We start from the raw sequence: 22,924 nt of genomic DNA, 5'->3' as shown, positions 1-22,924 counted from the left end.
AGGCATTTAAAAAACGAGACATAAGATTACGAGAGACCCCAAACAAAAAGGGGAAGCGTTACCATAAAAAGGTCAGAACAATACACAAAAGAGGAGTTACCAAGCTTCAGAAAAAAACTCCCACAAGTACTTGACTCGATCTCTCGAATCGATATATGAGAATTTTTATCCTAATCATGCTAAAATAGATGGAAACGCTTCATGCTTCATGAAAAAAACGAAGCTAAAAACTGAAATATTTTAAGGATTGCTTGGGGGAATGATCGTGGTAAAGCAGGCAGGTATCGTCAAAGAAATCGCTTTTGAATCTAAAGAGCTTCAAGAAGAGGTCACTCTTTTAGTTTATTTGCCAAAATCGTTTTCTCCTCTTTATAAGTATAATGTTTTAATTGCCCAAGATGGCCGGGATTACTTTCAATTGGGGAGAGTTGCAAGACAGCTAGAGCAATTATTAGCTAACAAGGAGATAGAAAACACCATTGTTGTCGGAATTCCTTATAAGAGTGTAGAGGATAGAAAAGAAAAGTACCATACAAATGGAGCCAAATTTGAGTCATATAAACGCTTTTTAGCACATGAGCTAGTTCCATACATAGACCGTGAATATCCAACCTATCAGATGGGATATGGACGGGCCTTAATCGGGGATTCATTGGCTGCAACTGTTTCGTTGATGGCAAGCCTCGACTATCCAAATATATTTGGAAAAGTCGCTTTGCAATCACCATTTGTCAATTCATATGTTCTATCAGAGGTTGAAAAATTTACTTCAAAGGAACTTTTGACTATTTATCATCAAATTGGTACAAAAGAGGATGAAGTGAAAACAACAGATGGAGAAGTAAAGGATTTTATTACACCAAACAGGGAGCTGTCTTTACTTTTTAAAGAAAAAGGTTTTTCTTATACCTATGAAGAGTTTGATGGTGATCATAAATGGACATACTGGCAGCCTTTATTAAAAAATGCGCTAATAGTCATGTTCTAAACCATTGTCCGAATCAACCAAACATTTGATATAATAGGTATACAAATTGAAAGCACTTAATTAGGAGGGAATCTTATGAAATACGGAATTGTGATATTTCCATCGAAAAAAGTACAGGATCTTGCGAACTCATACCGTAAACGCTATGACCCTCATTATGCGCTGATTACTCCGCATCTCACATTAAAGTCTCCGTTTGAAGCAACAGACGAAGAAATAAACGTGATTGCTAATGCGATTCGAGAGGTAGCAAAGTCAACCGATCCAATCGAATTAACGATTAAAAAATTCAGCTCGTTTTCACCTGTAAACAATGTCATTTATTTAAAAGTGGAACCAACGGAGGAAATTTTGAGCTTGCACAAGGCTCTTCACAGCGGAAAACTTGAAAGTAATCCTGAGTATTCTTTCGTTCCCCACATTACAATCGGTCAAAAATTATCTGATGATGAACACTCAGATGTTTTAGGTTCATTAAAAATGATGAATATTGAGCAATCAGAAACCATTGACCGCTTCCATCTTCTTTATCAGCTTGAAAACGGATCATGGACAGTTTATGAAACATTCCGTCTTGGAAAGGATTTAGAATAGAAATGGAAGTTAAGGTCGTTGAAACAAATGAAGCACTAGAAGATGCCTTTTATGTTAGAAAAAAAGTGTTCGTAGAAGAACAACAAGTCCCTGAGGAAGAAGAAATTGATGACCTTGAAGAGGAAGCCACCCATGTCATTCTATATGATGAGACTCTTCCTGCAGGAGCAGGGCGGCTGCGTATAGTTGACGGTTACGGAAAGATGGAGCGTATATGTATTCTTCCCGAATATCGCGGCCGCGGGGCAGGCAACATAATTATGGAAAAGCTTGAGGATGTTGCAAAAGAAAAAGGAGCCAGCAAATTTAAGCTAAGCGCCCAAACCCATGCGGTTTCATTCTACGAAAAGCTTGGATATAAAGTAATTTCTGAAGAATATTTAGATGCGGGAATTCCGCATGTGACAATGGTGAAAGATCATCTCTAAGCTATTTAAAGGCAGCTGTTATCAGCTGCCTTTTGTATGGATTGTGAATTTTGCATGAACAAGTTTTAAAAAATGATGATAAACCTGTAAACAACCGAGCATTCTAACAGTAAGACATTTCGCTCGGAGGGCTGCCATGGAATTTGCAAAGATTTCTGTAGAATTGATAATTGGTTTTTTTGGTTTGTTTGTGATTACGACTATCCTTGGAAAAACACAAATTACTCAGATTACTCCTTTCGATTTCATTTCAGCTCTCGTCCTTGGTGAGCTAGTTGGGAATGCCGTATTTGATGAAAATATTGGTTTGGTAAAAATATTGTTTGCTACTGCACTATGGGGGATATTAATTTACATGATTGAAGTGATCACCCAAAAGTTCAAAGGGACTCGGAAGTTTTTTGAAGGAAGTCCAGCCATCATTATTCACAAAGGACAAATCTTAAAGCAAGTATTAAAGAAGGCAAAATTGGATATCAACCAACTGCAGCATCTTATCCGTAGTAAAGGGGTATTTTCTTTAAGAGAAATAGAGTATGCAATCCTCGAAACAGATGGTACCGTCAGTGTTCTAAAGAAGGCGCCATTTGATACACCGACATTAAGTGACCTTAATCTTTCCGCAAACAATGTGAACCTTCCTATCACGTTAATTATTGACGGTGAAATTGTTTGGGATAATTTAAAAGAGGCTCGCCTTTCAAAGGATTGGCTTATTGGACAACTAAAGCAGCAAAAAATCGAACGTGTTAAAGATGTGTTTTATGCAGAATGGCAAGAGGGAGCCGGGTTGTTCGTTCAACAACTTTAAAGCTCTCTTTTTTAATCTTCTTTTACAAACCTTGTTCAAAAGATTGGTTGTATCAATTGATGTGAGAAGTGCGAGATATGACTTAAAGCAATCCATGTAAAACCGATTGCTCTGTTGATACAAACAACAATTGTTAGGATACGAGCTTTATTTTAAAAATAGAGTTTTCAAATGACCATTCAATTTTTTCATCTTTAAATAGCTTTGTAACATAGGCCATTACAGCTGTTCTATACAATAACCAGGATGAGAGGTTTTTTAATTCAACATGATATTTTTGACACATTCGCCTGACAAGCTCTTCCTGGGGAATTCCGCCCGCAGTATAGGCTATCGTATGATACACATCTTCAAGGATTTCTTCGTGGCAGCGTATGTTTTCGTCAACTGTTTTTGCATACGCCTCTTCAAATCTCCCATGGCCAGGAACTGCTCCGTCACATGGGATCGACTTGATTTTATGTAAAGTTTGAAGAGTTTTTTCTCCATCAATGATAAATGGAATTTTATGCTTTATTAGTTGTTCAGGACCAAAATAAGCATCTGCACAATAAAAAATATTGTATCCTATTAGCCCCAATTGATTGATGCTGTGTCCGGGTAATGAATAGATGTTGATCTTTAAATTCCCTAGCAGGAGATCCCCTTCCTCAACCACTTGATCAACTTTAACTCTAGTTCCCTCTAAAAATTTATTTCTTAATTCAGTTATTGGCTCATTTCCTTGAAATAGATAGAGCGGTTCAAATAAAGGGTTTTCTAAAATAGCCTCCTCTATTTTAGGAGCAAAAGTTAAGATTTTTTTCGTTGACTGCAAATAGGCAGCTCCGCCATAATGATCTGCATGAGCGTGCGTAATAAACAGGTGTGTTATTGGCAAACCTTCACTCTCCAGCTTTTTTAATACCTTTTTCATCGCATGTTTTTCTAATCCTGCATCAATGAGCAAGCCAGTCTTTCCATCATGAATATAGCCAATATTCACTGCTCCTTGAAAGTAATAACAATTTTCATTAATTTGTTGAAATTCCATGGGACAAACCTCATTTTCTTTTTTATCAGTTCATATCCTTCCTGCCTGCCGACTCGTTTTGCCTTATCTTCGAAGGATTAGCGCCTTGCGTTTTTCGGTCTTATCTCTTTTATAAGTGACCTTAGTCGCCGATTGCTTTAAAGACTCACTATACACCTCTGACCTCTGGAGGCAGCTTAACTTCATGTGCAACAATGAAAACAGCCTTTTCAAACATATTCGTTGAAGGTGATTCCTTTCCCTTCTTGAAATTGGTATTTGTTCTTTTTCTTTTTGCTGATAATAATGTCAGCTAAGCTATACTGATCATGTTTCCGTTGCTGTTCTATATATTGTCTGGTTAGGTTGATACTTGATATTTTCATAAATTGTGTATAGTTAGGAAGTGTTTTCTCCATCCGATTAGCATATTGAATATACTGATAGTTTGTTACCGGTGCAACATATCCCATCCAATCCCTCCTCTTCCATGTTATGACCCCACTCATAACGTGCAGTAAACCGATCTGGTAAATCTACAAATCAAAGCTTCTAATAAAGAATCTCTCTTTTTCATTTTTTAGAAACCTATGCAAAATCCCTTTTTCAAAGACGCTGAGTTTTGATAAGATAGAGGTTGTCATTTCAGATAAATTCATGAATATTTGTGATCATTTTTTTCTAAATGATTATTTTTTATTGTAAAAATCCTTTACTAAGATAAATTGGCAGGTTGTCAGGCTGCATCCCTGCCTCTAACCTTACAATGTTTTAATAGTGGCAAAGCTTACGAAAACAGCTTTGTGAAATTATGGGAGGGGACCTCTTTTTGGATTGTGCAAAATTTAAAAAGGAAACGGTCAGGCTTTCAACAATTACGCCTGATAGCTTGCAAAAATTATACGAGAATAGCCTGAGAGGCTATGTAAGATGTGCTCATTGTGATAATCCTGTAAAGCTTTACTTTAGTATGAATACTCCTCCGGCTTTTTCACATTTTGAAAATGGGGACTTTACCGATTGTGAAATAGCCTGCCTGACAGTTGAGAAACCTTCGGCTGCCGCTGGTCATCATGCATATGCTGAGCGAAACGGGTTTCGAATACCTAAGGGGCGGGCTATTACTGGTGTCTCTACCATTGAAAAAGAAAAGGTTTGGGATGAACCGAAGCCAATTCGTATTATCGAAAGCTATCATCCTAGTAACGAGCTTCTTTCTCATAAATTGATTGGAGAAATTTCCTTGAATACCGATCAGGAACGGGCAGTAACTGCTGTACATGGTTCATTGCTTGTATTAGCAGGAGCAGGCAGCGGGAAAACGAGAGTACTGACAGCACGGGCCGCCCACATGATACAAACTCATCAAATTGAGCCTGAGTCAATGATGCTTGTTACGTTCACATCAAAAGCTGCTCGCGAAATGAAAGACAGGATTATCATGATAAATGGATTGTCTTCAAACAAAACGAAACGATTGCTAACTGGAACCTTTCACAGTATTTTTTATAAAATTTTGTCGTTCCATCAGCCCGGAAAATGGCAGGGTCCGAATTTGATTAAATGGGACTGGCAGAAAGAGCAATACGTGAAACAAGCAGGAAAGGAGCTTGGACTTGATGAAAAGGAGTTTCCTTATGATCAGGCACTCCAGCAAATAAGCTTTTGGAAAAACACATTACTCCCTGAAGAAAAATTTGTACCAAAAGGTGATTGGGAAGAAAAAGTCCATTTTTTATATAGACATTATGAGAAGTTGAAGCACGAGCGAGATCAGTTTGATTTTGATGATATGCTTCTAAAATGCTATGAGCTTTTTAAACAAGAGCCCCATATTTTGAAAAAATATCAAGAGCGATTCCATTATTTTCTCGTTGATGAATTTCAAGATATCAATCCTATTCAATACGAAATGATTAAAATGCTCTCTGCAAAAAGCGGTAATTTATGTGCAGTCGGAGATGACGATCAATCCATTTATGCTTTTAGAGGAAGCGATCCTTCGATTATTTTAAATTTTAAAAAAGACTTTCCAAACGCAGAGATTGTTCATTTGAAAAAAAATTACCGTTCAAGTCATCCAATTGTTTCAACAGCCAAGCAGATCATTTCACTTAATAAGCACCGTTATCAAAAGGAGATTACTGCACATTATGAACGGAAGGAAGGGCCGGTTGTTTTTTCACCGTATGATGAGGAAGTTGAAGCGACGATGATCGTAAATGATATGAAAGAAAAAATGGAAAACGGCGCATCCCCGGAAGACTTTGCGATTCTTTATCGAACTCATGCAAACGGCCGAGCGGTTTTTGAACGTTTACACCAGTCAAGTATTCCTTTCGTCATGGAGCAGGATCATTCCTCTTTTTATGACAGAAGAATTGTGAAGAATTTGCTTGCATTCATGCGGCTTTCATTGAACCCCGATCATTCGGAAGCAGCGAGCCACCTACTGTCTGCCTTGTTTATTAAACAGTCAGCTTTGAACGACTTAAAAGCTCTTTCTATTTTTCACGATTGCACACTTGTAGAAGCATTAGGAAAGCTTTCTAACCTTCTTCCTTTTCAGCAAAAAAAACTCAACCAGATTATCCCTCATTTTTCTAAGCTTCAGCGATATCCGCCTGCAACAGCAATTGAGATTATTGAAAAGGATATGGGCTTTGATGATTATGTAAAAAAACGGGGAAATGAAGGAAATGCAATTGAAAAGGGATCTGATGAAATAAAGGACCTTAAAGTCGTAGCGAAAAAATTTGACGACCTTGCTTCGTTTCTGGAACACATTGATCATATGCGGGCTGCCGTTCAAGAAAGAAGAAATTTAGAAAAACCTAAAAAAGCTGTACAGCTGATGACCATACACAGGGCAAAAGGATTAGAATTCAAGAATGTTTATATAGTAGGTGCTGTAGACGGCTCTCTGCCGCACGACTTTGCATTAGAATCCTTGCGAAAAGGCGAGAACGCCCCATTGGAAGAAGAACGCCGTCTTCTATACGTCGCCATGACAAGAGCTAAACATGGTCTCTATGTCTCCATGCCAACGATGCGAAGAGGAAGAAAAGCTAACCCATCCAGGTTTTTACGGCCTATCATTTAGGGTGCCTGGCACCTTATTTCATTTTTGGTGCCAGGCACCAAAATGAATAAATGGTGCCTGGCACCCTATTTTTATTTTTTCGGGTTGTTGATCATTTTTGAAATCGTGTTGAAGTCCAAGCTTTCATTCCCGCTTACGATTGAGTTAACAATTTTATCTTCAAGGTCTTTCGGAACCCGTTTATTAGCAATTTGGGCAACGCGTTTAATAACACTTCGTACCGTATTCTCATCTTTAAAATTGGCATTTTGAAGAGAGTTTGCCAATGATAAAACATCTTTCATGTTTACACCGGTTTTCTTTTCAATGTTTTTGAAGAAATGATTATCCATTTATCTCGGCCTCCTTACATGTATGCTATATTCTATGAAGCATGCTTCATTGTGTGCCTACCTTGATGAATTGATCTATACCATTAATCAAATAGAAAGCACGAGAAATGGTTCCCGTACTTTCTGAGGTTGTTATAGTTTACAAATTAGTAGTCGTTATTGAAGCTTGCGCCTACGATGATCAACAAGATGAATAATACTACAATCAATACGAATGTTGAACCGTAGTAGCCTCCACCACCGTAGCCTCCGCCACCATAGTAACCGTAACCCATTAACAGCACCTCCTCTATTCTTCGTCACTTATACAATATGCGGATAAGTAGAACTTGGAATAGACCCGTGCATAGGGCATTAGTGGAATTTCCTTAAAAAATAAACAAGCGTATAAGAAAGGTGGAAAGTGCCCAGCTATTGGCTTATGACCTCGTGCCGATTGCGCCTGGAACTGGATTTCGCTAACTAGCTTTCATTCGTTAATGCTTTAATTAACTTAAATTTCAGCTCTACAATAAGCTTTTCAGAACCACTAGCAAGTGGTTTTCGATTAACAAAAAAGGGTTGGATGCTTTTAATTACCCAACCATTTCAAGCAGTACTATCTCTAAAAAATAGACTGATCAGAGTCATTTTTTTGACTTTTATTTCATACATTACCTAAAAAAAGCAAAAAGGAGTTTATTCATGGAAATACCTGTTTCTGGATTCATGTATCATGCAGATGGTTCAGATCCTATGCATTCCCACCATCTTTAAATTACTTCATGGAATGGAAGACCAGTTCATGTCCACGAATTTAAAGGAGTCACCTCTAGTGATGTTGGACATAGACATCAATATGCTGGAACTACTGAACCAGCCCCAAATGGAGTTCCGCATACCCATAAGTACTTTACATTCACTTCTTTCAATGATGGTCACAAACATCAGATCAGGGGTGTGACCGGTCCTGCTATTCCTCTTCCTAGAGGTGGCCATTATCACGAATTTAGCGGTGTTACCACCGCAGATGGAGCTACTCCGCATAGACATAGATATAGTGGAAAAACAAGTCTATAATTTGTCGGTGCCAGGCACCATTTATTCATTCTGGTGCCTGGCACCGACATCACCGCCATCCCCATAAAAATCGATATATAGTTCACCTTCTGAATCTAATTGTGCTAAGAATATGTCTTTTAGTTTTACATTTCGTCGTTGTAATTTAGACATTAACCATTCCTCCGTCCATCCATTGCCTACAAGTGTTTCCTTTAACCATTTCCCTTCTAGAATGATCGTTTGCGGTATTTTTACAGGGGGATATAGACCAAACAGATCTTCCCGTGTAACTGGCTGCTTTTCCTTCTTTAAAAAAACACTTAAGTCTCCATTTGTTTCCAATGTTGCAAATTCAACATCTTCTACTTGCAAGACATCCTTTTTTCTAAGCTGTTCAAGTAATTCATAGGCAGTATACCGTTCTTTTTTTAAATTCCCTTCGAGAATCTCACCATTTTTAATAAAGGGAGTCGAGGTGCCTTCTACTACTTTTCGAAAGGTTTTACTTCTTATCACCAAAAACTCAATCACTATCAATACAAAAAACCAAATTAGGATAGAGGTAATCCCATTAATCAGATGCAAATCTACATCCATGGAAATCGTACCAGCAATATCACCAACTATAATACCAACAATGTATTCAAAAAAAGACAGCTTTGATAATTGCTTTTTGCCGAGAATCTTTGTTATAAAAAAAAGGCTGAATATCATTCCTGTTGATCGAATTGCTATCTCTATCCACTCTGGCATATTTGATGTCCCCTTTAATCATTCATATGAAATAGAGTACCTCCTATAAGATGGAAATATTCCTTAAACAACTCCAACATCATCTCTAGTTTGTAATTGACATGCATTTTCAGTTAACACAATGACTCTTTATTGACTTCTCTATAAACTTGGTTCAGTTGCATGAAAACATAAGGTTTTAGACAACCTCTTGTTTTATTAATTGCCCAGATACACGAAAAGACGCGTTCCTAAATAAACGCGTCCTTTCATATTTTTAAAATTTTTTTCTACTAGTTAAATAGCCTTTTTCATTCTGTTTAATTATTGTTGGATTTTGGTTTTCTTTATCTAGTAAAGTCTAATAAATACACTAATAAGATTGCTATTATAAAGAACTAATAAGCTCATCTTCATACCCGTTTTCAATATTTCCCTATCCAGCTACCAGCAAGTAAACTTCTATAATTCAAGAAAAAAGCCAATATTAAAAAATGCGCAGCTCATTCATTTTTTAAAATAGGGGAGAGCCCCTAAGTCGTTTTCTTTATTGTAACTAAATGGACTGGACCAAAAGGAATCTGGTTCTGACAGCGATCCCTGAACTTTCAATACTTCTTAGGGAATGTCGAACAATCTTTGCTTCTATTCATCGAATTATGACCGTCTTCTTTTTTTCTTACATCCACAGCCAGATTTTTTTATTTTTTTCTGTTTTGTTAAGCCGTCACTTGCCTGTTTTGGTTTATTACCATTGAGGGAAGGACCACTCATAGGTTTTTTCATGCATTCTCCTTCCTTCCATTTCAACAATATTTATGAACTATCATATGATTTCAAAGAAAAGAAGTTTCTAAGTCAATCCCCTATTCTAAATGGCTTTATATACTTTCCTTAGCGGGTCCAGTAATTTAATGAGAGTTCATCTACAATAACAGTTAAATTATTTTGATTTTTTCACTTTTCACTTCAACACTTAATCAATTCGTTCATAAGTGATATTGTCCTTGAAAATCCCGGTACTATCTTCTTCATAGCAGATATAGCTATTCCATCCTTGCTCTCAATAGTAGGCAATCTTTTTGACTGAGTTATTACAGAGCACCTTTGACCATATGGTATATGTACAACAATTAAAAAGAAAAGGTTAGAGTTGGTGAAAGAAGGGCTTAAATCAAAAATAAATAAGCAGAGTTATATCCTCTGCTTTATATTCTATTGACTCCCATTCACTATCCCTAACCTCCAAAAGATTCTAAAACATCTTCTACCTCTTTTATATCCACCGCATTTTTTGTTGATTTATTCTCTTTTTGACGATTCAACTTAGGTGAGTGATTTAATTGGAAATTTCCTTGTTCCATTATCATTTTAATGACCGAAAGCTCATGCAAAATTTGATCGGTCTTTGCTCGATTGGATGATCCTGGATTAAGGTAGTAATGTAAGGCAGAAAGAAGTAAATGTCCAAGTGTACTGTTTTCTGAATGATATTCTATTTGCTCCTCTATTTTTTTCGATACCAAATGGGACTCACCTGTTTTGACATCTATAAATTCGTCGGGAATCGTTAAAACGATTTTATTGTCATAATCAGTGTAGGTTTTCGACATTTCCATCAACCCTCAATTGAAACTAATTCGACCGGTTTGTTAAGCTGCTTTTTTAGATGATTCATTTTAGCTAGAATTAAAAGACCCATTACATTCAGTTTTTCTGCGTCCTCTGGGAAAACTAATTCTATCGGACGTCCTCTTTCTGCCCATTTCACCGCAGCTTCTTGAATGTGTTTTTGGGCAAGTTTAGCCGCTCCCCCAACAGCAATATACCTGACTGCTCCCTTCACTTCATTTGAGCTGCTCCGAACACGGTCGAAGTGTTCTAGATATTTAATCGCCATTGATTTTAATTGGGGATGGATATACTTGCTAATATCTTTTTTTACACCTGCAAATGGTTCCACGTACCATTCTGATTGACCCTCAGCCAATTTTTCTTCAAGTTCTGAGCGCGAGTCAAATTTATACAATTCATTCTTACTGACTTTTTGAATAATATTGTCAAGAAACTGGTTAATACCAAATGTTTCACCTTCGACTGAGGCAACCGGTTTATTATTTTTTATTCCTACAAAGTCAACTGAGTCTCCTCCCAGGTCACCGATGATGATCCCTTTTTGTGATTCTTTTACAAGATAATCATCTTTAATTCCTAAAGTAGTTTGGTCACGTGTTAGTCCTAAATAGGCACATGCTCCTTCTGCACCAACAACCACATCATTAATAATTAGTTTGACGACCACTTCCTTAGGCTCTGGAAGGCCCGGTACTTTATGGAAAATAACGGTATGTGTACCAAGCAGGCGTTGTTTCAGGAGATCTTTTTTCTCTTTATATTGTGTAGTTGGGAGCGAAACCGCTAGTTGGTCTAATTCATAATGTATTTCTGTATCTTGAGGGTTTGATAAATGGGCATGATAGGCTGCAATTCCAAAAAGAAGGATATAAGTTCGATCCTCCAGCACTTTTTGATTATTAAAAGATGTTAAACTTACATTTTTTTGTCTAGCAGCCGCTTTTCCTATATAATAAATTTCTCTTTTATCTACAATTGCCTGACTCTTCACCTCAACTATGAGGTTTTCTTCAAACACTACATCTTCTTCATCGTATGGCATTTCATAGAATTCATCATCAAACAATGCAACAGCATTTGGCATTTGATATTCACTTATGAATTCATTGTCTGATGCCAACACTTTATACCAGCTATTTCCAATGTCAGCGGCAATAAAATTATGTCTCTCCATGATTATCCTCCTCCTGTTGAATCCTATGCATGATGGTAATTGGATGGTGCAAGTACCTATTTTTTTTGAAGAAGGATAATTTTTAATAGTGACGATCTCTAGTGTGAATTCACAAATTGAAATGTCTATTTTTTAATGAAATTCCGCGTTTACACTGCTTCAATCACCTATCCCAAAAATTTTCTATCGCATAGGATAAACTGTACCCAAAATAAAAAGGAGGAATTAAATGATGAAAAAGAACAAAAAATGTATTAGTTTTAATAAATCCGCATCTATCGAGCAATGTGATTCTACTCCAAGACCCACAACTGGCATCAGTAATGCGGTTATAAATGCTCCAGTTATCTTGGCGACGTTAAGAGTTTCAACTAACTTGGTTGCAAATATTCATTTTCCAGACCCTGTTTTAGAAATCAAAGATATCAAAAAGAGGCTTAAGATTGTCCAATGTCGTCTATTATTGCCAACGAATCAGCTGTTTTTAAAAGGATTTGTCCGGAAAAATATTCAATATGCAACTCCTTGTCCCGGAGCATCAGATAGCTGCGTGTCATCAAACCTGCGCTCATTAACAGTAGATGTACCATGGGAATGTGTAACATCTATTGATCCGGATGATTTTGACACTCCGCCAATTGATCCGAGAACTAATACTAGTGAAGAATTTGATTTCTTTAGAGCTCAAGACTTAGGAGATGGCTTCCCTGAAAAAGATCAACTTCTTTCAAGTGACCTTTCCCAATTCCATCAAATAAGTACTCAGTTCTACAATCAACTTCCTTTTTGCGAATTATTAAGAAGTCGTATTGTTGAATGGGATGAATCAACAGACCGTGAGCCTTTACCGGATCATGGCCCATTTGAGGAAGGTATTTTCCATAATTTAGTCGAAAAGATGTTCTTACGGTTTGATATTAGAATCTTACAAAATCAGCCTGTTGCAGTTGGCGATAATGGGAACAATGGTTAATTAAAGAAAAAACGAACTAAAACCAAAGATGATCAAAAGAGTTTGCTTAGTGTATTATCATGACAGATTTCTTTATGAGGTATGTCGGTGATAATGCATTTTTTCTGCTTATTCGATTTTATTTTCCCCCTCACTTATTATTATTACATTCCTGTTAATTTGACAATGTCATTCATTCATTCTACTTATCTGAAATTATTGAATTTAAAGATGAACAGACATACTCGTAAAAAAATTCTGAGAATGTCCCTGGGCACTAGCCCATACATAGTCATTTGTACCGCATAGGATGAATTATCTTTGATTTTACGAGGAGGATTATGAATGTCAGACTCATATAAAAATAATAAAGTTAACCAAGATTGTAAAGATTGTGAAAATGTACCGCATCATCCGCATGTAAGTATTGGAAAAATTATTACAAAGGTACCTGTAGTATTAGCTGAACTCTCTATTCAAGTTAATTTGGATACGATCATAAAATTTCCTGAGCCAGTATTGGAAATTAAAGATGTTAAGAAAAGAATTAAATTAACACAGTGCCGTCTGTTGTTGCCAACGAATAAATTGTTTGTGAAAGGATTTGTCCGAAAAAATATTCAATATGCAAGTCCTTGTAAAGAAATCGAAGGGAACACTAAGAAGTCTATAGCTTCTGATTTGCATTCTTATACAGTTGATGTTCCTTTTCAATGTATAACAGAAATCAAAAAATTTTTAACAAAGCCAATCATGCCAGAAGTAAACGATCGTAAGGAGTTCGATTTCTTTGTTTCCAAACCATTATCATCTGGTTTTCCGGAAAAAGACGAATTACTTACTAGTGATCTTTCCCAATTTCATCAAGAGAGTACCCAATTTTATAATGAACTTCCTTTCTGTGAACTAGTTTCCAGCAAAATTATTGAATGGGATGAGGCGATAGATCGAGTAACTCTTCCAAACGATTCTCCAATTGGAGAGGGCTATTTTTCAAAAATTGAAGAAAAAATGGTTGTAGATTTTAAACTGAAGGTCCTTCAAAATCAACAATTACGAGTTTCTTCTACAACAAATGATGATCACGACTGTGATTGCGATTGTTTCGATGATCATGATTGCTATGACGATTGCGAATGATTTGTCATAAACATTAGAGGGGATGGGATATACTAATTCAATTTGGTATTATCCCTTTTCCTGTTTTAATAAAACGAATTTATTGGATATTGTCCTATTAAAACAAAAAATGAGAGGAGGGAACTAGAAATATGATAACCAAGAAAATAAGTTCAGACGTCAAAGGACCTGCAAAAAAATTCTCTACGCCGTTAATTTTTTCTCCTCCTAAAGTTAATAGTCTTCACATGAAAAAAGAAAAGAAGGACCAAACAATAGCTAGTGCTAAAAAACAAAAAAAAGAAAAATCATCGGCTTTAAATGCCCATGAAGATCAATTTGAAAGTCATATAGATTCTGATACTTATGCAGCGGGAAAATATGAAGAAGATTCAAGGGAAGAAGAAAAGGATGAGTCCTTAGAGGATGAAATCTCACTTGTAGATGAACGAAAGAATGATGAAAATCATCAAAATGATAAAGAGCTATGTGAGGAAAATAATTTAAATAAATCAATGAAGAAAGAACTTCTAAAAATAAACGCTCCGAAAAAGAAAAAGTCCTATCATGATTCTTGGAAAAAAGAACTTATTACTTCGGATTTAGAGGATGAAAATGATAGTCATTATGTTTTAGACAGTCGAAAAAGAAACAAAGAAGAAAATCACCATACTATTGTAAAACTTCCTGTATTACTCGCAAAGGAAGAAATAGATATTGATATTTTTGATTCATTTGACTTATCATGTCCATTAACCAATATAACAAAAGTTGATTGGACAGTTCAGAATGTAAAAGTTCAAGTACTTCTGCCTGAAACAACCGTTTTCCTAAAAGGAATATTCATTGCCAAAGTCGAATTTGCTAGTGAGAATGATTCACAATCTCTTCATACGGTAAATGTTCCAATTCCATGGGAAAAAATAATAGGTGTTGAATGGATTTATCCTCCTATTACACCAAGCAGGAATCAAAAAGAGTATATGTTTCAATCTAAGACTCAAAATGAGGTTAGCCTTCATCGTGAATATTACGAACAGTTTGCTGATCAAATTGAATATCATCTTCACTCTATTAACTTTGTATGGCATAAGGAATTAGAATCTCAATCTGGAAATTCAAAGCTTTGTATTCTAGGGAGAGCAAACATAGATATGGATTTAATGCAGCCGCAGTATGTCGAACTTAATTTAATCTGAAAATACCGATTAAGTGACCGTTAATGATAGGTGCCTCAAAAAATATGAGACACCTAGTCTTATTTGAACACATCACTAATTAACGATTTCTATCTCTACGCATTTTAATTCTATCGCGTAAGCATAAATCTGTATGAGCTGCATCATCGCCATCACCATGATCATCATCGCAATGATCGTGATCAAACTTTCTAGGATCAAATTGTTGAGTTTGTAATAATTTGAAAAATAGGAGAACTTCCATTTTTTCAGTGATCTTTTTGAAACGACCGAAATGATCAAAGTCTTTTAATAAATCCAACTCTGTAATTTCAGAGAAAATCAATTTACATTCAATCGGTTCATTATAATCCTCGTCTGTAAATGATCCAAATGTGCAACGGTCTGCTCCATGACCATCTTTATCTAGAAATCTATATTCATCAATCGAACTTTTTCTACTAAAAAATTGAACGGCAGGATTGAAAAGTTTTACAGTTTGGTTACAGCTAAAAGGAACATCTACGCTATAATCTCTTACAAAACCGCTGCAATCTTCGACATATTGAATATTTTTGTGCACGACACCAGTGATAAATACCTTAGCTTTAAAGCGATCAAACTCACGCACAAATGCTTTACACTGTTTTAAAGAAATGTTCTTACGAATCCATTTAATTTCCCTTGCCGGCGAAGGAAGTTTAATATTCGCTTCAACATCTGCTAGCAATTCTACTTCTGCAAGGACAACTGGAACGTCAATAACAGGCACCTTTTGTTTAGGAAATCGTTCTGGTTTAAAGGACTTATTATCACATTCAACAGTTTTTGTATCAGCTTTATCACACTGCATTGCCGGAGGGCAACTGTTATGGTGGTCGTTACAACCACAGCCTGTATTCTTTTTCATTAAATTTCACTCCTTTATATTTTTGAATCAAAAGCAATTAGAAGTATAATCCTTTATAGTGCATTACTCCTTGCTTTTGCCTTACTATTTTATATGCTCTAAAGTTATATCGGCATGGACTAGTGTCGATAGACATTCACACATATTTTGGATATTTCGGCTATATTTTGTTTAATATAACCTACAAGTGTGTAACACTTTTTACTTCTTTTTTTCTGATTTGACTTAAGTGTTAAGTCTTGTTGATCTTCTGGTTTAGCTATTGAATTAGGCTATTCATAGAATTAGAATGATTAATGCTAGGATTATAAGATTCTTATAGTTAGGGATAACCTCGATAGGTTAATTGAGTAATATACTTCATTCCCCCCTAAGGTTGTGACAGGACAAGCAAATGCAAATCTAAATCTTAACATTTATATTATTAACGACTATCCACTTGCTTAGAAAAAGTGATGGCAGGTGTATAGGCAAAGAATGTCAACAACTTATTGAACACTTTCTTCCTTAAATTTACGGAGGTTAAATTGAAAACAGAAATTCTTATAGGTACGATAGAAGATGCTTGGCGCCAAACCAATGAAACGTACCAGTGACAGTACCTTTTGCATTTTAAATTACTGTAAGAAGCCATTCCAAGTGATCCGGCTACTATTCAGAATTAAACTTATTAACCTCGTTCAGAAAAATTTCTTTGGACGGAGCTGTTTTAAATTATTAAATTTGTAACCCTCACTGCAAATTACACAACCAGGTTCAATAGTCTGCTAGCAATTTCGATAAGAGGAGCGCGTTTACATCCGAAATAACTTCTAATTTGATATACTGCAGATTGTCCTTCTTATTCAAATAAAGTCCTACAATTACTTTTATTTGATTTATACCATATTCGTGTTTACTGCCTTCCGTTAAGCTTAGAACGCTGCATCCATTTTCCAAATGCCGGATGGCGTAGTATCCACCTTCGTCATCCCTATCACCTTAGAATGATGTGGAGTATGAACCAAGCGATTTTAATCGTTACTTCAAGTGCTTCGGAAGGCATGGTTCCAGACACACCGTTATTATCGTTAAGCAACATAGAAGTTGCCCAACAATCACAGTATCCACTGTAACAGTTGCCTAATACCTCCAATGCTTGCTTTCATAAAATGTTAACTTTCGAGTTTTGGTCCCTTAACACTCTTCGCGGCCACATAGAGAGCGTCAAAAACCGTTAGACTTTAAATTCTTTGAAACTGATGTCACAAGCTTCTTCATTAGCAAATTGCTTTTATAATGCAATAAGTTTAAAGGGAATTGTTTTCCATTTCAGCACTCTGTATCACTGACACTTTTCCTAATATGAAGATCTTACATAATCAATCCTTATAATGGACAGCCTTTGAAATAATCAGCTTTTTTACAAGCTTGATCATGTTTATAAGTGGCATTTTTATAACAATTAGCATTTTTTGTAACGTTTTACTTTTTTGTAGCAATATTCATATTCATATTTATACCAATTTTCTTTTTTACAGCAGCAAGATTCTTTTTTATAACATTCTACTTTCTTACAGCAGCATTGTTTATGCATGTGACACTTTTCTTTCTTACAGCAGCAATGATCGTGTTTGTCATGATGGTCTTTTTTAGAGGAACATTCTTTGTCGAAGCAGTCGTCCCAACAATCACATTTTTTACAGCTACAGCCCATACCCAAAACCTCCTTTCTATTCGTTAATTTATTGTATGTAGCCATTTTTCTTCTGTATAATGAACCTCCCCACTTCAAAAAAGTAACAGAGCCCGTTTTTTACAAAGATCTGTCCCTTTTTATCCAGTATGATCCAGCATAAAACACCCTCATTTCAAAATTTAGTATTCTGACATTTAAAGGTAGATCGTTTTCTCCCATTAAAAAAACTGACTATGGTCAGTTTTTTAGTAATCCTTTGAGCGACTTTTTTTCTTTCCGCAGCCACAGCCTCTTTTCTTTACTTTTTTTGACTTTGCAGTAGCATTCTTTGATTTATTGGAATCAGTTGATTTAAGGGAAGGATTCAAGCTGCTTTTTTTCATAAATTCCCCACCTTTTCATGTTTTCTTTTTACAGATTTTCCTAAAATATAAAAAAAGAGAACTTAAAATCTGCTCGTATTATTGTATGTGTAACATTACTTGTTGTTCTAGTCGTTAAGCCTAATCTAGCAACCTATTTATAATTAACTCAGTGATTCGGAGCAATTCCAGCAAAGGCAAAGAGTTAAAAATGATAATATTTTTTTATTCTATCGAAAATCATTGATATCAATGTTTCTTAAGCTTTTTTGATTTCGGGTAAAAATTGAAGAATCATTTCCTGTCACTTTAAAATTAGTGTCATTCCACTAATTAATATAACTGTAACAATAATGAACCTCAGGACATTTGAAGGGACTTTTTCCGTTAGCTTACTTCCAATAATCGCTCCTGGAATCGACCCACATAAAAGATTACCTACTAAAAAATAATCAATGTGCCCTAATCCAGCCATAAGAAGGCCTACAAGTGTAACAAGTAAGAAAGCGTGGGTAATGTCTGTACCTACTACCTCCGAAGATTTTAAATTATAAAAATATAGGATAAACAAAGCAAATAAACTCCCAGATCCAACTGAAGTGATCCCTACAATCGCCCCTATGATCATCCCTGCAATGATCGTGATATGACGTTTATCCTTTAACGACTTCATTTTCCAATAATTAATTGAATTCGGTCTAATAAAAAATTGAACAAGTGTAATGACGGAAACCAAAATTAGAACATAGCCGAGCAATAGGACGATTAAATCTTCATGATAATGACTAGAAAAAAAATAATAAAAAAGGAGATTTGCTAGAATAGCTACTGGGATACTTCCGATAGCTAAAAATTTAACCAGTTGAAAATCAACAGTTTTTTGTCTAATGTGCTGGACCGCCCCAAATAATTTAGTTATAGAATTGTATGCGAAGTCTGTACCAATAGCTACTGCAGGATTAATTCCCAAAAATACTAATATGGGTGTAAGTATAGAAGCTCCCCCAACTCCGGTCATTCCTACTAATCCCCCAACTAAAAAACCCATCAATATAATTTCAAGACTCATTCCTTTACACACCTCAAATAACTTCCGTTTTAAAATAAGGGCCATCGTTCGTTAAATAGTTTGATCTTAAATTGTTTAATGGATTGAAAAAGAGTTAAATCATTCACATGTATAATGACCTAAATGATTTTTGATCCTCCTTAGCGTGATTAATTGGGAAACTTCCCTAATCAGAAAACTAATGTATTTATATTCCGCTCACCTCAAAGTGTTTGGACTTATATAAAGAAAATTGATTATATACATATTCACTTCATGCAGAGTTCCACTTTTCATTGAGGAAATTAAGAAAATAGTGAAAAAAAAGATGCGTTAAACACCGGATGATAGTAGGTTTTTATCCTAATGTACGATAAGAAATCATAAGCATTTCTCAAATAAGGCCAATATTTTGCTAATGAACCTAGTAATAGGACTTTGTTTTGTTTAACAGTCTCATCCAATTTCTCCAGTGTTCCTCTGAGCAAAAGTTTTCAGCCAACTTCCTTTAAATAGGAGGGTTTGAACTTTGAAAAAACGAATGAAAACTAGCTAAAGCATACCTAAATTCTTCTATTGATATAAATTTTGATTTGATAATAGGCAAACCTTTTATACAGTTATTAGTTTTATTACATATGTTAAATACAAATAATAAAAAAAGTTTTATTGTAAAGGAGGGATAGAATGGAAATTCGCAAAGCTGTTATTCCTGCTGGGGGACTTGGAACTAGATTGCTTCCCGCAACCAAGGCATTGTCGAAAGAAATGATCCCTATCGTAGATAAACCAGCCATTCAATATATTGTAGAAGAAGCTATCGAATCTGGGATAGAAGATATTATTATTATTAGCAGCCGCGGCAAGCATATAATAGAGGATCACTTTGATAAATCCTATGAATTAGAAGAAACCCTTTTAAAGAAAAACAAAACCGAAATGCTTAATTGGGTTCAAAAAATATCAAATCTAACAAATATCCATTATATTCGCCAGAAAGAAGCTAGAGGATTAGGAAATGCCATTTATTGTGCCAGAAATTTTATTGGTAATGAACCTTTTGCTGTTTTACTAGGAGATGACATTATCATGTCACCAAAACCGTGTTTGAAGCAACTGATTGACGTTTTTAACAGTTATCATTCACCCATAGTAGGAGTACAAACAGTTGATCAGGAAGATGTATCAAAATATGGAATAGTTAAACCGAAAAGTAGTGAAATAGGAGGGAAAGTGATCCATATTGAAACACTGGTTGAAAAGCCAGAAAAAAAAGCAGCACCCTCTAACTTAGCTATAATGGGACGTTATATTCTAAGCCCAGACATTTTCGATATTTTAAAAGATTTGCCTCCGGGTTCAGGGGGAGAAATTCAACTAACAGACGCTATTAACATCATGAATCAATCTCAAAAAGTATTAGCGTACCAATTTGATGGCATACGTTATGACGTTGGAAATAAGATAGGCTTTATTCGCGCGACATTGGACATTGCTTTACAAAGACCCGACCTTAGGGACGATGTTTTAAAATATTTAAAAGCAGTGATTAAAAAAGAGAGGTTAGGGGGATAAAGTATTTTCCGGCCGTTATGGGCAGTTATCCTGAAGATTGAAGCTGGCGTTTTTCTGCCCGTTAAGAGCGGGATAAGAAATTTCATAGCCATATGTTTAACCGTGCTTCTCTCTTGAAGGCGGTTTTCTTACTATTAGATAATTCCTTTACACCCTTAAAAATCTAAACCAAATTTAATAATGAAAAATGAACCTCTTAAAATCTCGATTTTCTAGACTAATCAACGTATGAGATAGGCTTTATACTTGTTTTCTGTATATGCCGTTTCCATTAAATTGACCGATTCATAGACTAATTGTGACGATTTTAATAGGTTTAAGAATATTGAAAGGAGAATGGGATCTTGAATAATAATGATGGGCCCGATACAAATATTATTTGGCATCGTTCATCGATAAGAAAAGAAGATCGGCAAAAACAAAATGGCCATAAAAGTGTCATGATTTGGTTTACGGGGCTATCAGGATCAGGAAAGTCCACAATTTCCAATGCCCTGCAGCATGAGCTATTCAAAAAAAAAATCAATGTTTATTTATTAGATGGGGATAACCTTCGCCATGGTATTAATAGAAATCTTACTTTCACTGCAAAGGACAGGCAAGAAAATATAAGGAGAACGGCTGAAATAGGCAAGCTGTTTGTTGATGCTGGAATCGTTGTACTTGCTGCGCTTATTTCTCCTTTTGAAAAAGAGCGTTTAAACGCCAGAGCACTATATGAACCAAATGAATTTATTGAAGTTTATGTAAAGTGTTCAATCAAAGAGTGTGAAATGAGGGATCCGAAAGGACTTTATAAAAAGGTTAGAAAAGGGGAAATAAAACAGTTTACTGGAATTGATCAGCCTTATGAAGAACCGCAAAACCCAGAAATTATCATTGATACAACTAAATTGTCTATTGAAGATTCTGTTAAAACTATTGCAGATTACCTTTTCAATAAAGTTCATATTATTCCAAACACAAGGGAGTGATTAATTTTGACATTAAGTATTCCTCATGGAGGTAAGTTAGTCAATTTAATTGATTTAGAGTACAACGTATCTGTCATTACTTATGAAATTGAACTAGATGCAATGGCACTATCTGACCTAGAATTAATTGCGAATGGAGCATACAGCCCACTTGCCGGCTTTCTAAGAAAAGAAGACTATGAATCTGTACTCGAGAATATGAGATTAGCAAATGGAATTATTTGGAGCATCCCCATTACTCTTCCTGTTCCAGAAGAAACTGCTAAGAAACTAAAAATAGGGGAAAAGGTGAAGCTAACATATGAAAAAGAAACTTATGGGGTATTGGAGCTGCAAGAACTGTATTCACCTAATAAAAAAGAGGAAGCAAAAAAAGTGTTTCAAACAACTGACCCAAATCATCCTGGAGTCAAAAAACTCTTAGAACGTCCAAATGTATATGCAGCTGGATCAATTATCTTAACGAGGATTCCACCAAAAAATCCCGAATTTGGCCAATACTATAAGACGCCAATGGAAACTAGAAAAGAATTCGCAAAGAAGAATTGGCATACAATTGTAGGTTTCCAAACAAGAAATCCAGTGCACAGAGCGCATGAATATATCCAAAAGACAGCACTAGAAATGGTTGATGGCTTGTTTTTAAACCCTTTAGTTGGTGAAACAAAATCGGATGATATTCCCGCTAATATTCGCATGAATAGTTATGAAGCGTTATTAAAAAACTATTATCCGGGTGACCGAGTCTATCTAGGTATATTTCTCGCGGCCATGAGGTACGCCGGGCCAAAAGAAGCTATTTTTCATGCCCTTGTCAGAAAAAACTATGGCTGCACTCATTTTATCGTTGGAAGAGATCATGCTGGAGTAGGCAATTATTATGGTACCTATGATTCACAAAAAATTTTTAAACAATTCAGTTTTGAAGAGATTGGCATCACCATTCTTTCTTTTGAACATAGCTTTTATTGCACAAAATGCAATAGTATGGCTTCTAGTAAAACATGTCCCCATGACAAGAAAGACCATTTACATCTATCAGGAACAAAAGTCCGAGAAATGCTGCGTAATGGGATTACCCCACCTCCAGAGTTTAGTCGACCCGAAGTAATTGAAATCTTAATTAATGGGTTAAAAAATTCTTAATAAAAAAAGCGCAAGATGACGGTGCAATTTTTCGGATAACGCTAGTCCTTTGGCGACATCCATTTGGTCGAGACGGTAAAAAGATTGTTATTTAACCTTTTGGAAGGATTGACTAATGACCTGTAGCCGATA

23 protein-coding genes and 1 pseudogene are annotated in these 22,924 nt (G+C 35.7%); 13 read left to right on the top strand and 11 right to left on the bottom strand.

The annotated features are described in order from the left end of the window. Window positions 1–265 precede the first annotated feature (265 nt). From IC621_RS17170 to IC621_RS17155, 4 genes are all read left to right on the top strand, one after another. Window positions 266–988, top strand: a complete 723-nt coding sequence (locus tag IC621_RS17170; RefSeq protein ID WP_318153071.1) for an alpha/beta hydrolase — start codon at window positions 266–268, stop codon at window positions 986–988. 75 nt (window positions 989–1,063) lie between these two features. After that, a complete protein-coding gene (locus IC621_RS17165) occupies window positions 1,064–1,582 on the top strand; it encodes a YjcG family protein (RefSeq protein ID WP_191159678.1) in 519 nt (172 codons plus the stop codon). A 2-nt stretch (window positions 1,583–1,584) separates the two neighbouring features. Further along, window positions 1,585–2,010, top strand: coding sequence for a GNAT family N-acetyltransferase (locus IC621_RS17160; RefSeq protein WP_191159676.1), 426 nt, complete (start codon window positions 1,585–1,587; stop codon window positions 2,008–2,010). A gap of 136 nt (window positions 2,011–2,146) precedes the next feature. After that, window positions 2,147–2,821 (top strand): DUF421 domain-containing protein, encoded by a 675-nt coding sequence (locus IC621_RS17155; protein ID WP_191159674.1) that lies wholly within the window; start codon window positions 2,147–2,149, stop codon window positions 2,819–2,821. 133 nt (window positions 2,822–2,954) lie between these two features. On the opposite strand, the gene IC621_RS17150 is transcribed toward IC621_RS17155, so the two are convergent. Together IC621_RS17150 and IC621_RS17145 are read right to left on the bottom strand one after the other, a co-directional pair. After that, window positions 2,955–3,854 (bottom strand): MBL fold metallo-hydrolase, encoded by a 900-nt coding sequence (locus IC621_RS17150; RefSeq protein WP_191159672.1) that lies wholly within the window; start codon window positions 3,852–3,854, stop codon window positions 2,955–2,957. Between the two features lie 209 nt (window positions 3,855–4,063). Next, window positions 4,064–4,306 (bottom strand): hypothetical protein, encoded by a 243-nt coding sequence (locus IC621_RS17145; RefSeq protein ID WP_191159670.1) that lies wholly within the window; start codon window positions 4,304–4,306, stop codon window positions 4,064–4,066. A 356-nt stretch (window positions 4,307–4,662) separates the two neighbouring features. On the opposite strand from IC621_RS17145, the gene IC621_RS17140 reads away from it, so the two are divergent. After that, window positions 4,663–6,936 carry an ATP-dependent helicase gene (locus IC621_RS17140; protein WP_396653055.1) on the top strand — a complete coding sequence of 758 codons (2,274 nt, stop codon included), beginning with the start codon at window positions 4,663–4,665 and terminating at the stop codon, window positions 6,934–6,936. 71 nt (window positions 6,937–7,007) lie between these two features. Here the strand turns inward: IC621_RS17140 and IC621_RS17135 are convergent, their stop codons facing one another. Further along, window positions 7,008–7,268, bottom strand: a complete 261-nt coding sequence (locus IC621_RS17135) for a stage VI sporulation protein F (protein WP_191159667.1) — start codon at window positions 7,266–7,268, stop codon at window positions 7,008–7,010. Window positions 7,269–7,414: 146 nt separating this feature from the next. Then, complete coding sequence (locus tag IC621_RS17130) at window positions 7,415–7,543, bottom strand: YjcZ family sporulation protein (RefSeq protein ID WP_191159664.1); 129 nt, start codon at window positions 7,541–7,543, stop codon at window positions 7,415–7,417. Between the two features lie 409 nt (window positions 7,544–7,952). On the opposite strand from IC621_RS17130, the pseudogene IC621_RS17125 reads away from it, so the two are divergent. Continuing rightward, window positions 7,953–8,327 (top strand): annotated as a pseudogene (locus IC621_RS17125) (YmaF family protein). A gap of 21 nt (window positions 8,328–8,348) precedes the next feature. On the opposite strand, the gene IC621_RS17120 reads toward IC621_RS17125, so the two are convergent. The 4 genes from IC621_RS17120 to IC621_RS17110 form a co-directional block, all read right to left on the bottom strand. Next, on the bottom strand, window positions 8,349–9,062 hold the full coding sequence (locus tag IC621_RS17120) for a DUF421 domain-containing protein (RefSeq protein ID WP_191159661.1): 714 nt from the start codon (window positions 9,060–9,062) through the stop codon (window positions 8,349–8,351). A 636-nt stretch (window positions 9,063–9,698) separates the two neighbouring features. Continuing rightward, on the bottom strand, window positions 9,699–9,827 hold the full coding sequence (locus IC621_RS26880) for a hypothetical protein (protein ID WP_263575994.1): 129 nt from the start codon (window positions 9,825–9,827) through the stop codon (window positions 9,699–9,701). Between the two features lie 452 nt (window positions 9,828–10,279). After that, the gene (locus IC621_RS17115; protein ID WP_191159659.1) at window positions 10,280–10,654 is read right to left on the bottom strand and encodes a hypothetical protein; all 375 of its coding nucleotides are present in this window, start codon (window positions 10,652–10,654) and stop codon (window positions 10,280–10,282) included. Between the two features lie 5 nt (window positions 10,655–10,659). After that, window positions 10,660–11,850 (bottom strand): ParM/StbA family protein, encoded by a 1,191-nt coding sequence (locus IC621_RS17110; RefSeq protein WP_191159657.1) that lies wholly within the window; start codon window positions 11,848–11,850, stop codon window positions 10,660–10,662. A 229-nt stretch (window positions 11,851–12,079) separates the two neighbouring features. On the opposite strand from IC621_RS17110, the gene IC621_RS17105 reads away from it, so the two are divergent. The 3 genes from IC621_RS17105 (at window position 12,080) to IC621_RS17095 (ending at window position 15,120) form a co-directional block, all read left to right on the top strand. Then, window positions 12,080–12,823: a CsxC family protein gene (locus tag IC621_RS17105; protein ID WP_318153070.1), complete on the top strand. Its 744-nt coding sequence runs from the start codon at window positions 12,080–12,082 to the stop codon at window positions 12,821–12,823. 324 nt (window positions 12,824–13,147) lie between these two features. After that, the gene (locus IC621_RS17100) at window positions 13,148–13,942 is read left to right on the top strand and encodes a CsxC family protein (protein WP_191159655.1); all 795 of its coding nucleotides are present in this window, start codon (window positions 13,148–13,150) and stop codon (window positions 13,940–13,942) included. A gap of 131 nt (window positions 13,943–14,073) precedes the next feature. After that, window positions 14,074–15,120, top strand: coding sequence for a hypothetical protein (locus IC621_RS17095; protein ID WP_191159653.1), 1,047 nt, complete (start codon window positions 14,074–14,076; stop codon window positions 15,118–15,120). 79 nt (window positions 15,121–15,199) lie between these two features. On the opposite strand, the gene IC621_RS17090 is transcribed toward IC621_RS17095, so the two are convergent. Next, window positions 15,200–16,009, bottom strand: coding sequence for a CsxC family protein (locus IC621_RS17090; RefSeq protein WP_191159651.1), 810 nt, complete (start codon window positions 16,007–16,009; stop codon window positions 15,200–15,202). A gap of 1,570 nt (window positions 16,010–17,579) precedes the next feature. Here IC621_RS17090 and IC621_RS17085 point away from each other — a divergent pair. Beyond that, window positions 17,580–17,732, top strand: coding sequence for a hypothetical protein (locus tag IC621_RS17085; protein WP_191159649.1), 153 nt, complete (start codon window positions 17,580–17,582; stop codon window positions 17,730–17,732). A 200-nt stretch (window positions 17,733–17,932) separates the two neighbouring features. On the opposite strand, the gene IC621_RS17080 is transcribed toward IC621_RS17085, so the two are convergent. Then, window positions 17,933–18,070: a hypothetical protein gene (locus IC621_RS17080; RefSeq protein WP_191159647.1), complete on the bottom strand. Its 138-nt coding sequence runs from the start codon at window positions 18,068–18,070 to the stop codon at window positions 17,933–17,935. Window positions 18,071–18,353: 283 nt separating this feature from the next. Continuing rightward, window positions 18,354–19,118 carry a sulfite exporter TauE/SafE family protein gene (locus IC621_RS17075; protein ID WP_191159645.1) on the bottom strand — a complete coding sequence of 255 codons (765 nt, stop codon included), beginning with the start codon at window positions 19,116–19,118 and terminating at the stop codon, window positions 18,354–18,356. A 666-nt stretch (window positions 19,119–19,784) separates the two neighbouring features. Between IC621_RS17075 and galU the strand changes: the two genes are divergently transcribed. From galU to sat, 3 genes are all read left to right on the top strand, one after another. Further along, window positions 19,785–20,672 (top strand): UTP--glucose-1-phosphate uridylyltransferase GalU, encoded by an 888-nt coding sequence (gene galU, locus IC621_RS17070; RefSeq protein WP_191159643.1) that lies wholly within the window; start codon window positions 19,785–19,787, stop codon window positions 20,670–20,672. Between the two features lie 344 nt (window positions 20,673–21,016). Beyond that, a complete protein-coding gene (cysC, locus tag IC621_RS17065; RefSeq protein WP_191159641.1) occupies window positions 21,017–21,646 on the top strand; it encodes an adenylyl-sulfate kinase in 630 nt (209 codons plus the stop codon). A 6-nt stretch (window positions 21,647–21,652) separates the two neighbouring features. Next, window positions 21,653–22,792 (top strand): sulfate adenylyltransferase, encoded by a 1,140-nt coding sequence (gene sat / locus IC621_RS17060; RefSeq protein WP_191159639.1) that lies wholly within the window; start codon window positions 21,653–21,655, stop codon window positions 22,790–22,792. Window positions 22,793–22,924: the final 132 nt, after the last annotated feature.

The sequence above is a fragment of the Metabacillus arenae genome, assembly GCF_014773385.1.
GTDB lineage: Bacteria > Bacillota > Bacilli > Bacillales > Bacillaceae > Metabacillus_D > Metabacillus_D arenae.
This window is presented reverse-complemented; position numbering and strand designations above follow the sequence as displayed.

What these genes read in the sequence shown, in the direction of transcription:
- IC621_RS17150 (WP_191159672.1), bottom strand. Translation starts at nt 3,854, where the DNA reads ATGGAATTTCAACAAATTAATGAAAATTGTTATTACTTTCAAGGAGCA.
- IC621_RS17100 (WP_191159655.1), top strand. Translation starts at nt 13,148, where the DNA reads ATGTCAGACTCATATAAAAATAATAAAGTTAACCAAGATTGTAAAGAT.
- IC621_RS26880 (WP_263575994.1), bottom strand. Translation starts at nt 9,827, where the DNA reads ATGAAAAAACCTATGAGTGGTCCTTCCCTCAATGGTAATAAACCAAAA.
- IC621_RS17155 (WP_191159674.1), top strand. Translation starts at nt 2,147, where the DNA reads ATGGAATTTGCAAAGATTTCTGTAGAATTGATAATTGGTTTTTTTGGT.
- IC621_RS17145 (WP_191159670.1), bottom strand. Translation starts at nt 4,306, where the DNA reads ATGGGATATGTTGCACCGGTAACAAACTATCAGTATATTCAATATGCT.
- IC621_RS17075 (WP_191159645.1), bottom strand. Translation starts at nt 19,118, where the DNA reads ATGAGTCTTGAAATTATATTGATGGGTTTTTTAGTTGGGGGATTAGTA.
- IC621_RS17110 (WP_191159657.1), bottom strand. Translation starts at nt 11,850, where the DNA reads ATGGAGAGACATAATTTTATTGCCGCTGACATTGGAAATAGCTGGTAT.
- IC621_RS17095 (WP_191159653.1), top strand. Translation starts at nt 14,074, where the DNA reads ATGATAACCAAGAAAATAAGTTCAGACGTCAAAGGACCTGCAAAAAAA.
- galU (WP_191159643.1), top strand. Translation starts at nt 19,785, where the DNA reads ATGGAAATTCGCAAAGCTGTTATTCCTGCTGGGGGACTTGGAACTAGA.
- IC621_RS17090 (WP_191159651.1), bottom strand. Translation starts at nt 16,009, where the DNA reads ATGAAAAAGAATACAGGCTGTGGTTGTAACGACCACCATAACAGTTGC.
- IC621_RS17135 (WP_191159667.1), bottom strand. Translation starts at nt 7,268, where the DNA reads ATGGATAATCATTTCTTCAAAAACATTGAAAAGAAAACCGGTGTAAAC.
- IC621_RS17165 (WP_191159678.1), top strand. Translation starts at nt 1,064, where the DNA reads ATGAAATACGGAATTGTGATATTTCCATCGAAAAAAGTACAGGATCTT.
- IC621_RS17105 (WP_318153070.1), top strand. Translation starts at nt 12,080, where the DNA reads ATGATGAAAAAGAACAAAAAATGTATTAGTTTTAATAAATCCGCATCT.
- IC621_RS17080 (WP_191159647.1), bottom strand. Translation starts at nt 18,070, where the DNA reads ATGAAAAAAAGCAGCTTGAATCCTTCCCTTAAATCAACTGATTCCAAT.
- IC621_RS17085 (WP_191159649.1), top strand. Translation starts at nt 17,580, where the DNA reads ATGCATGTGACACTTTTCTTTCTTACAGCAGCAATGATCGTGTTTGTC.
- IC621_RS17115 (WP_191159659.1), bottom strand. Translation starts at nt 10,654, where the DNA reads ATGTCGAAAACCTACACTGATTATGACAATAAAATCGTTTTAACGATT.
- IC621_RS17160 (WP_191159676.1), top strand. Translation starts at nt 1,585, where the DNA reads ATGGAAGTTAAGGTCGTTGAAACAAATGAAGCACTAGAAGATGCCTTT.
- IC621_RS17130 (WP_191159664.1), bottom strand. Translation starts at nt 7,543, where the DNA reads ATGGGTTACGGTTACTATGGTGGCGGAGGCTACGGTGGTGGAGGCTAC.
- IC621_RS17120 (WP_191159661.1), bottom strand. Translation starts at nt 9,062, where the DNA reads ATGCCAGAGTGGATAGAGATAGCAATTCGATCAACAGGAATGATATTC.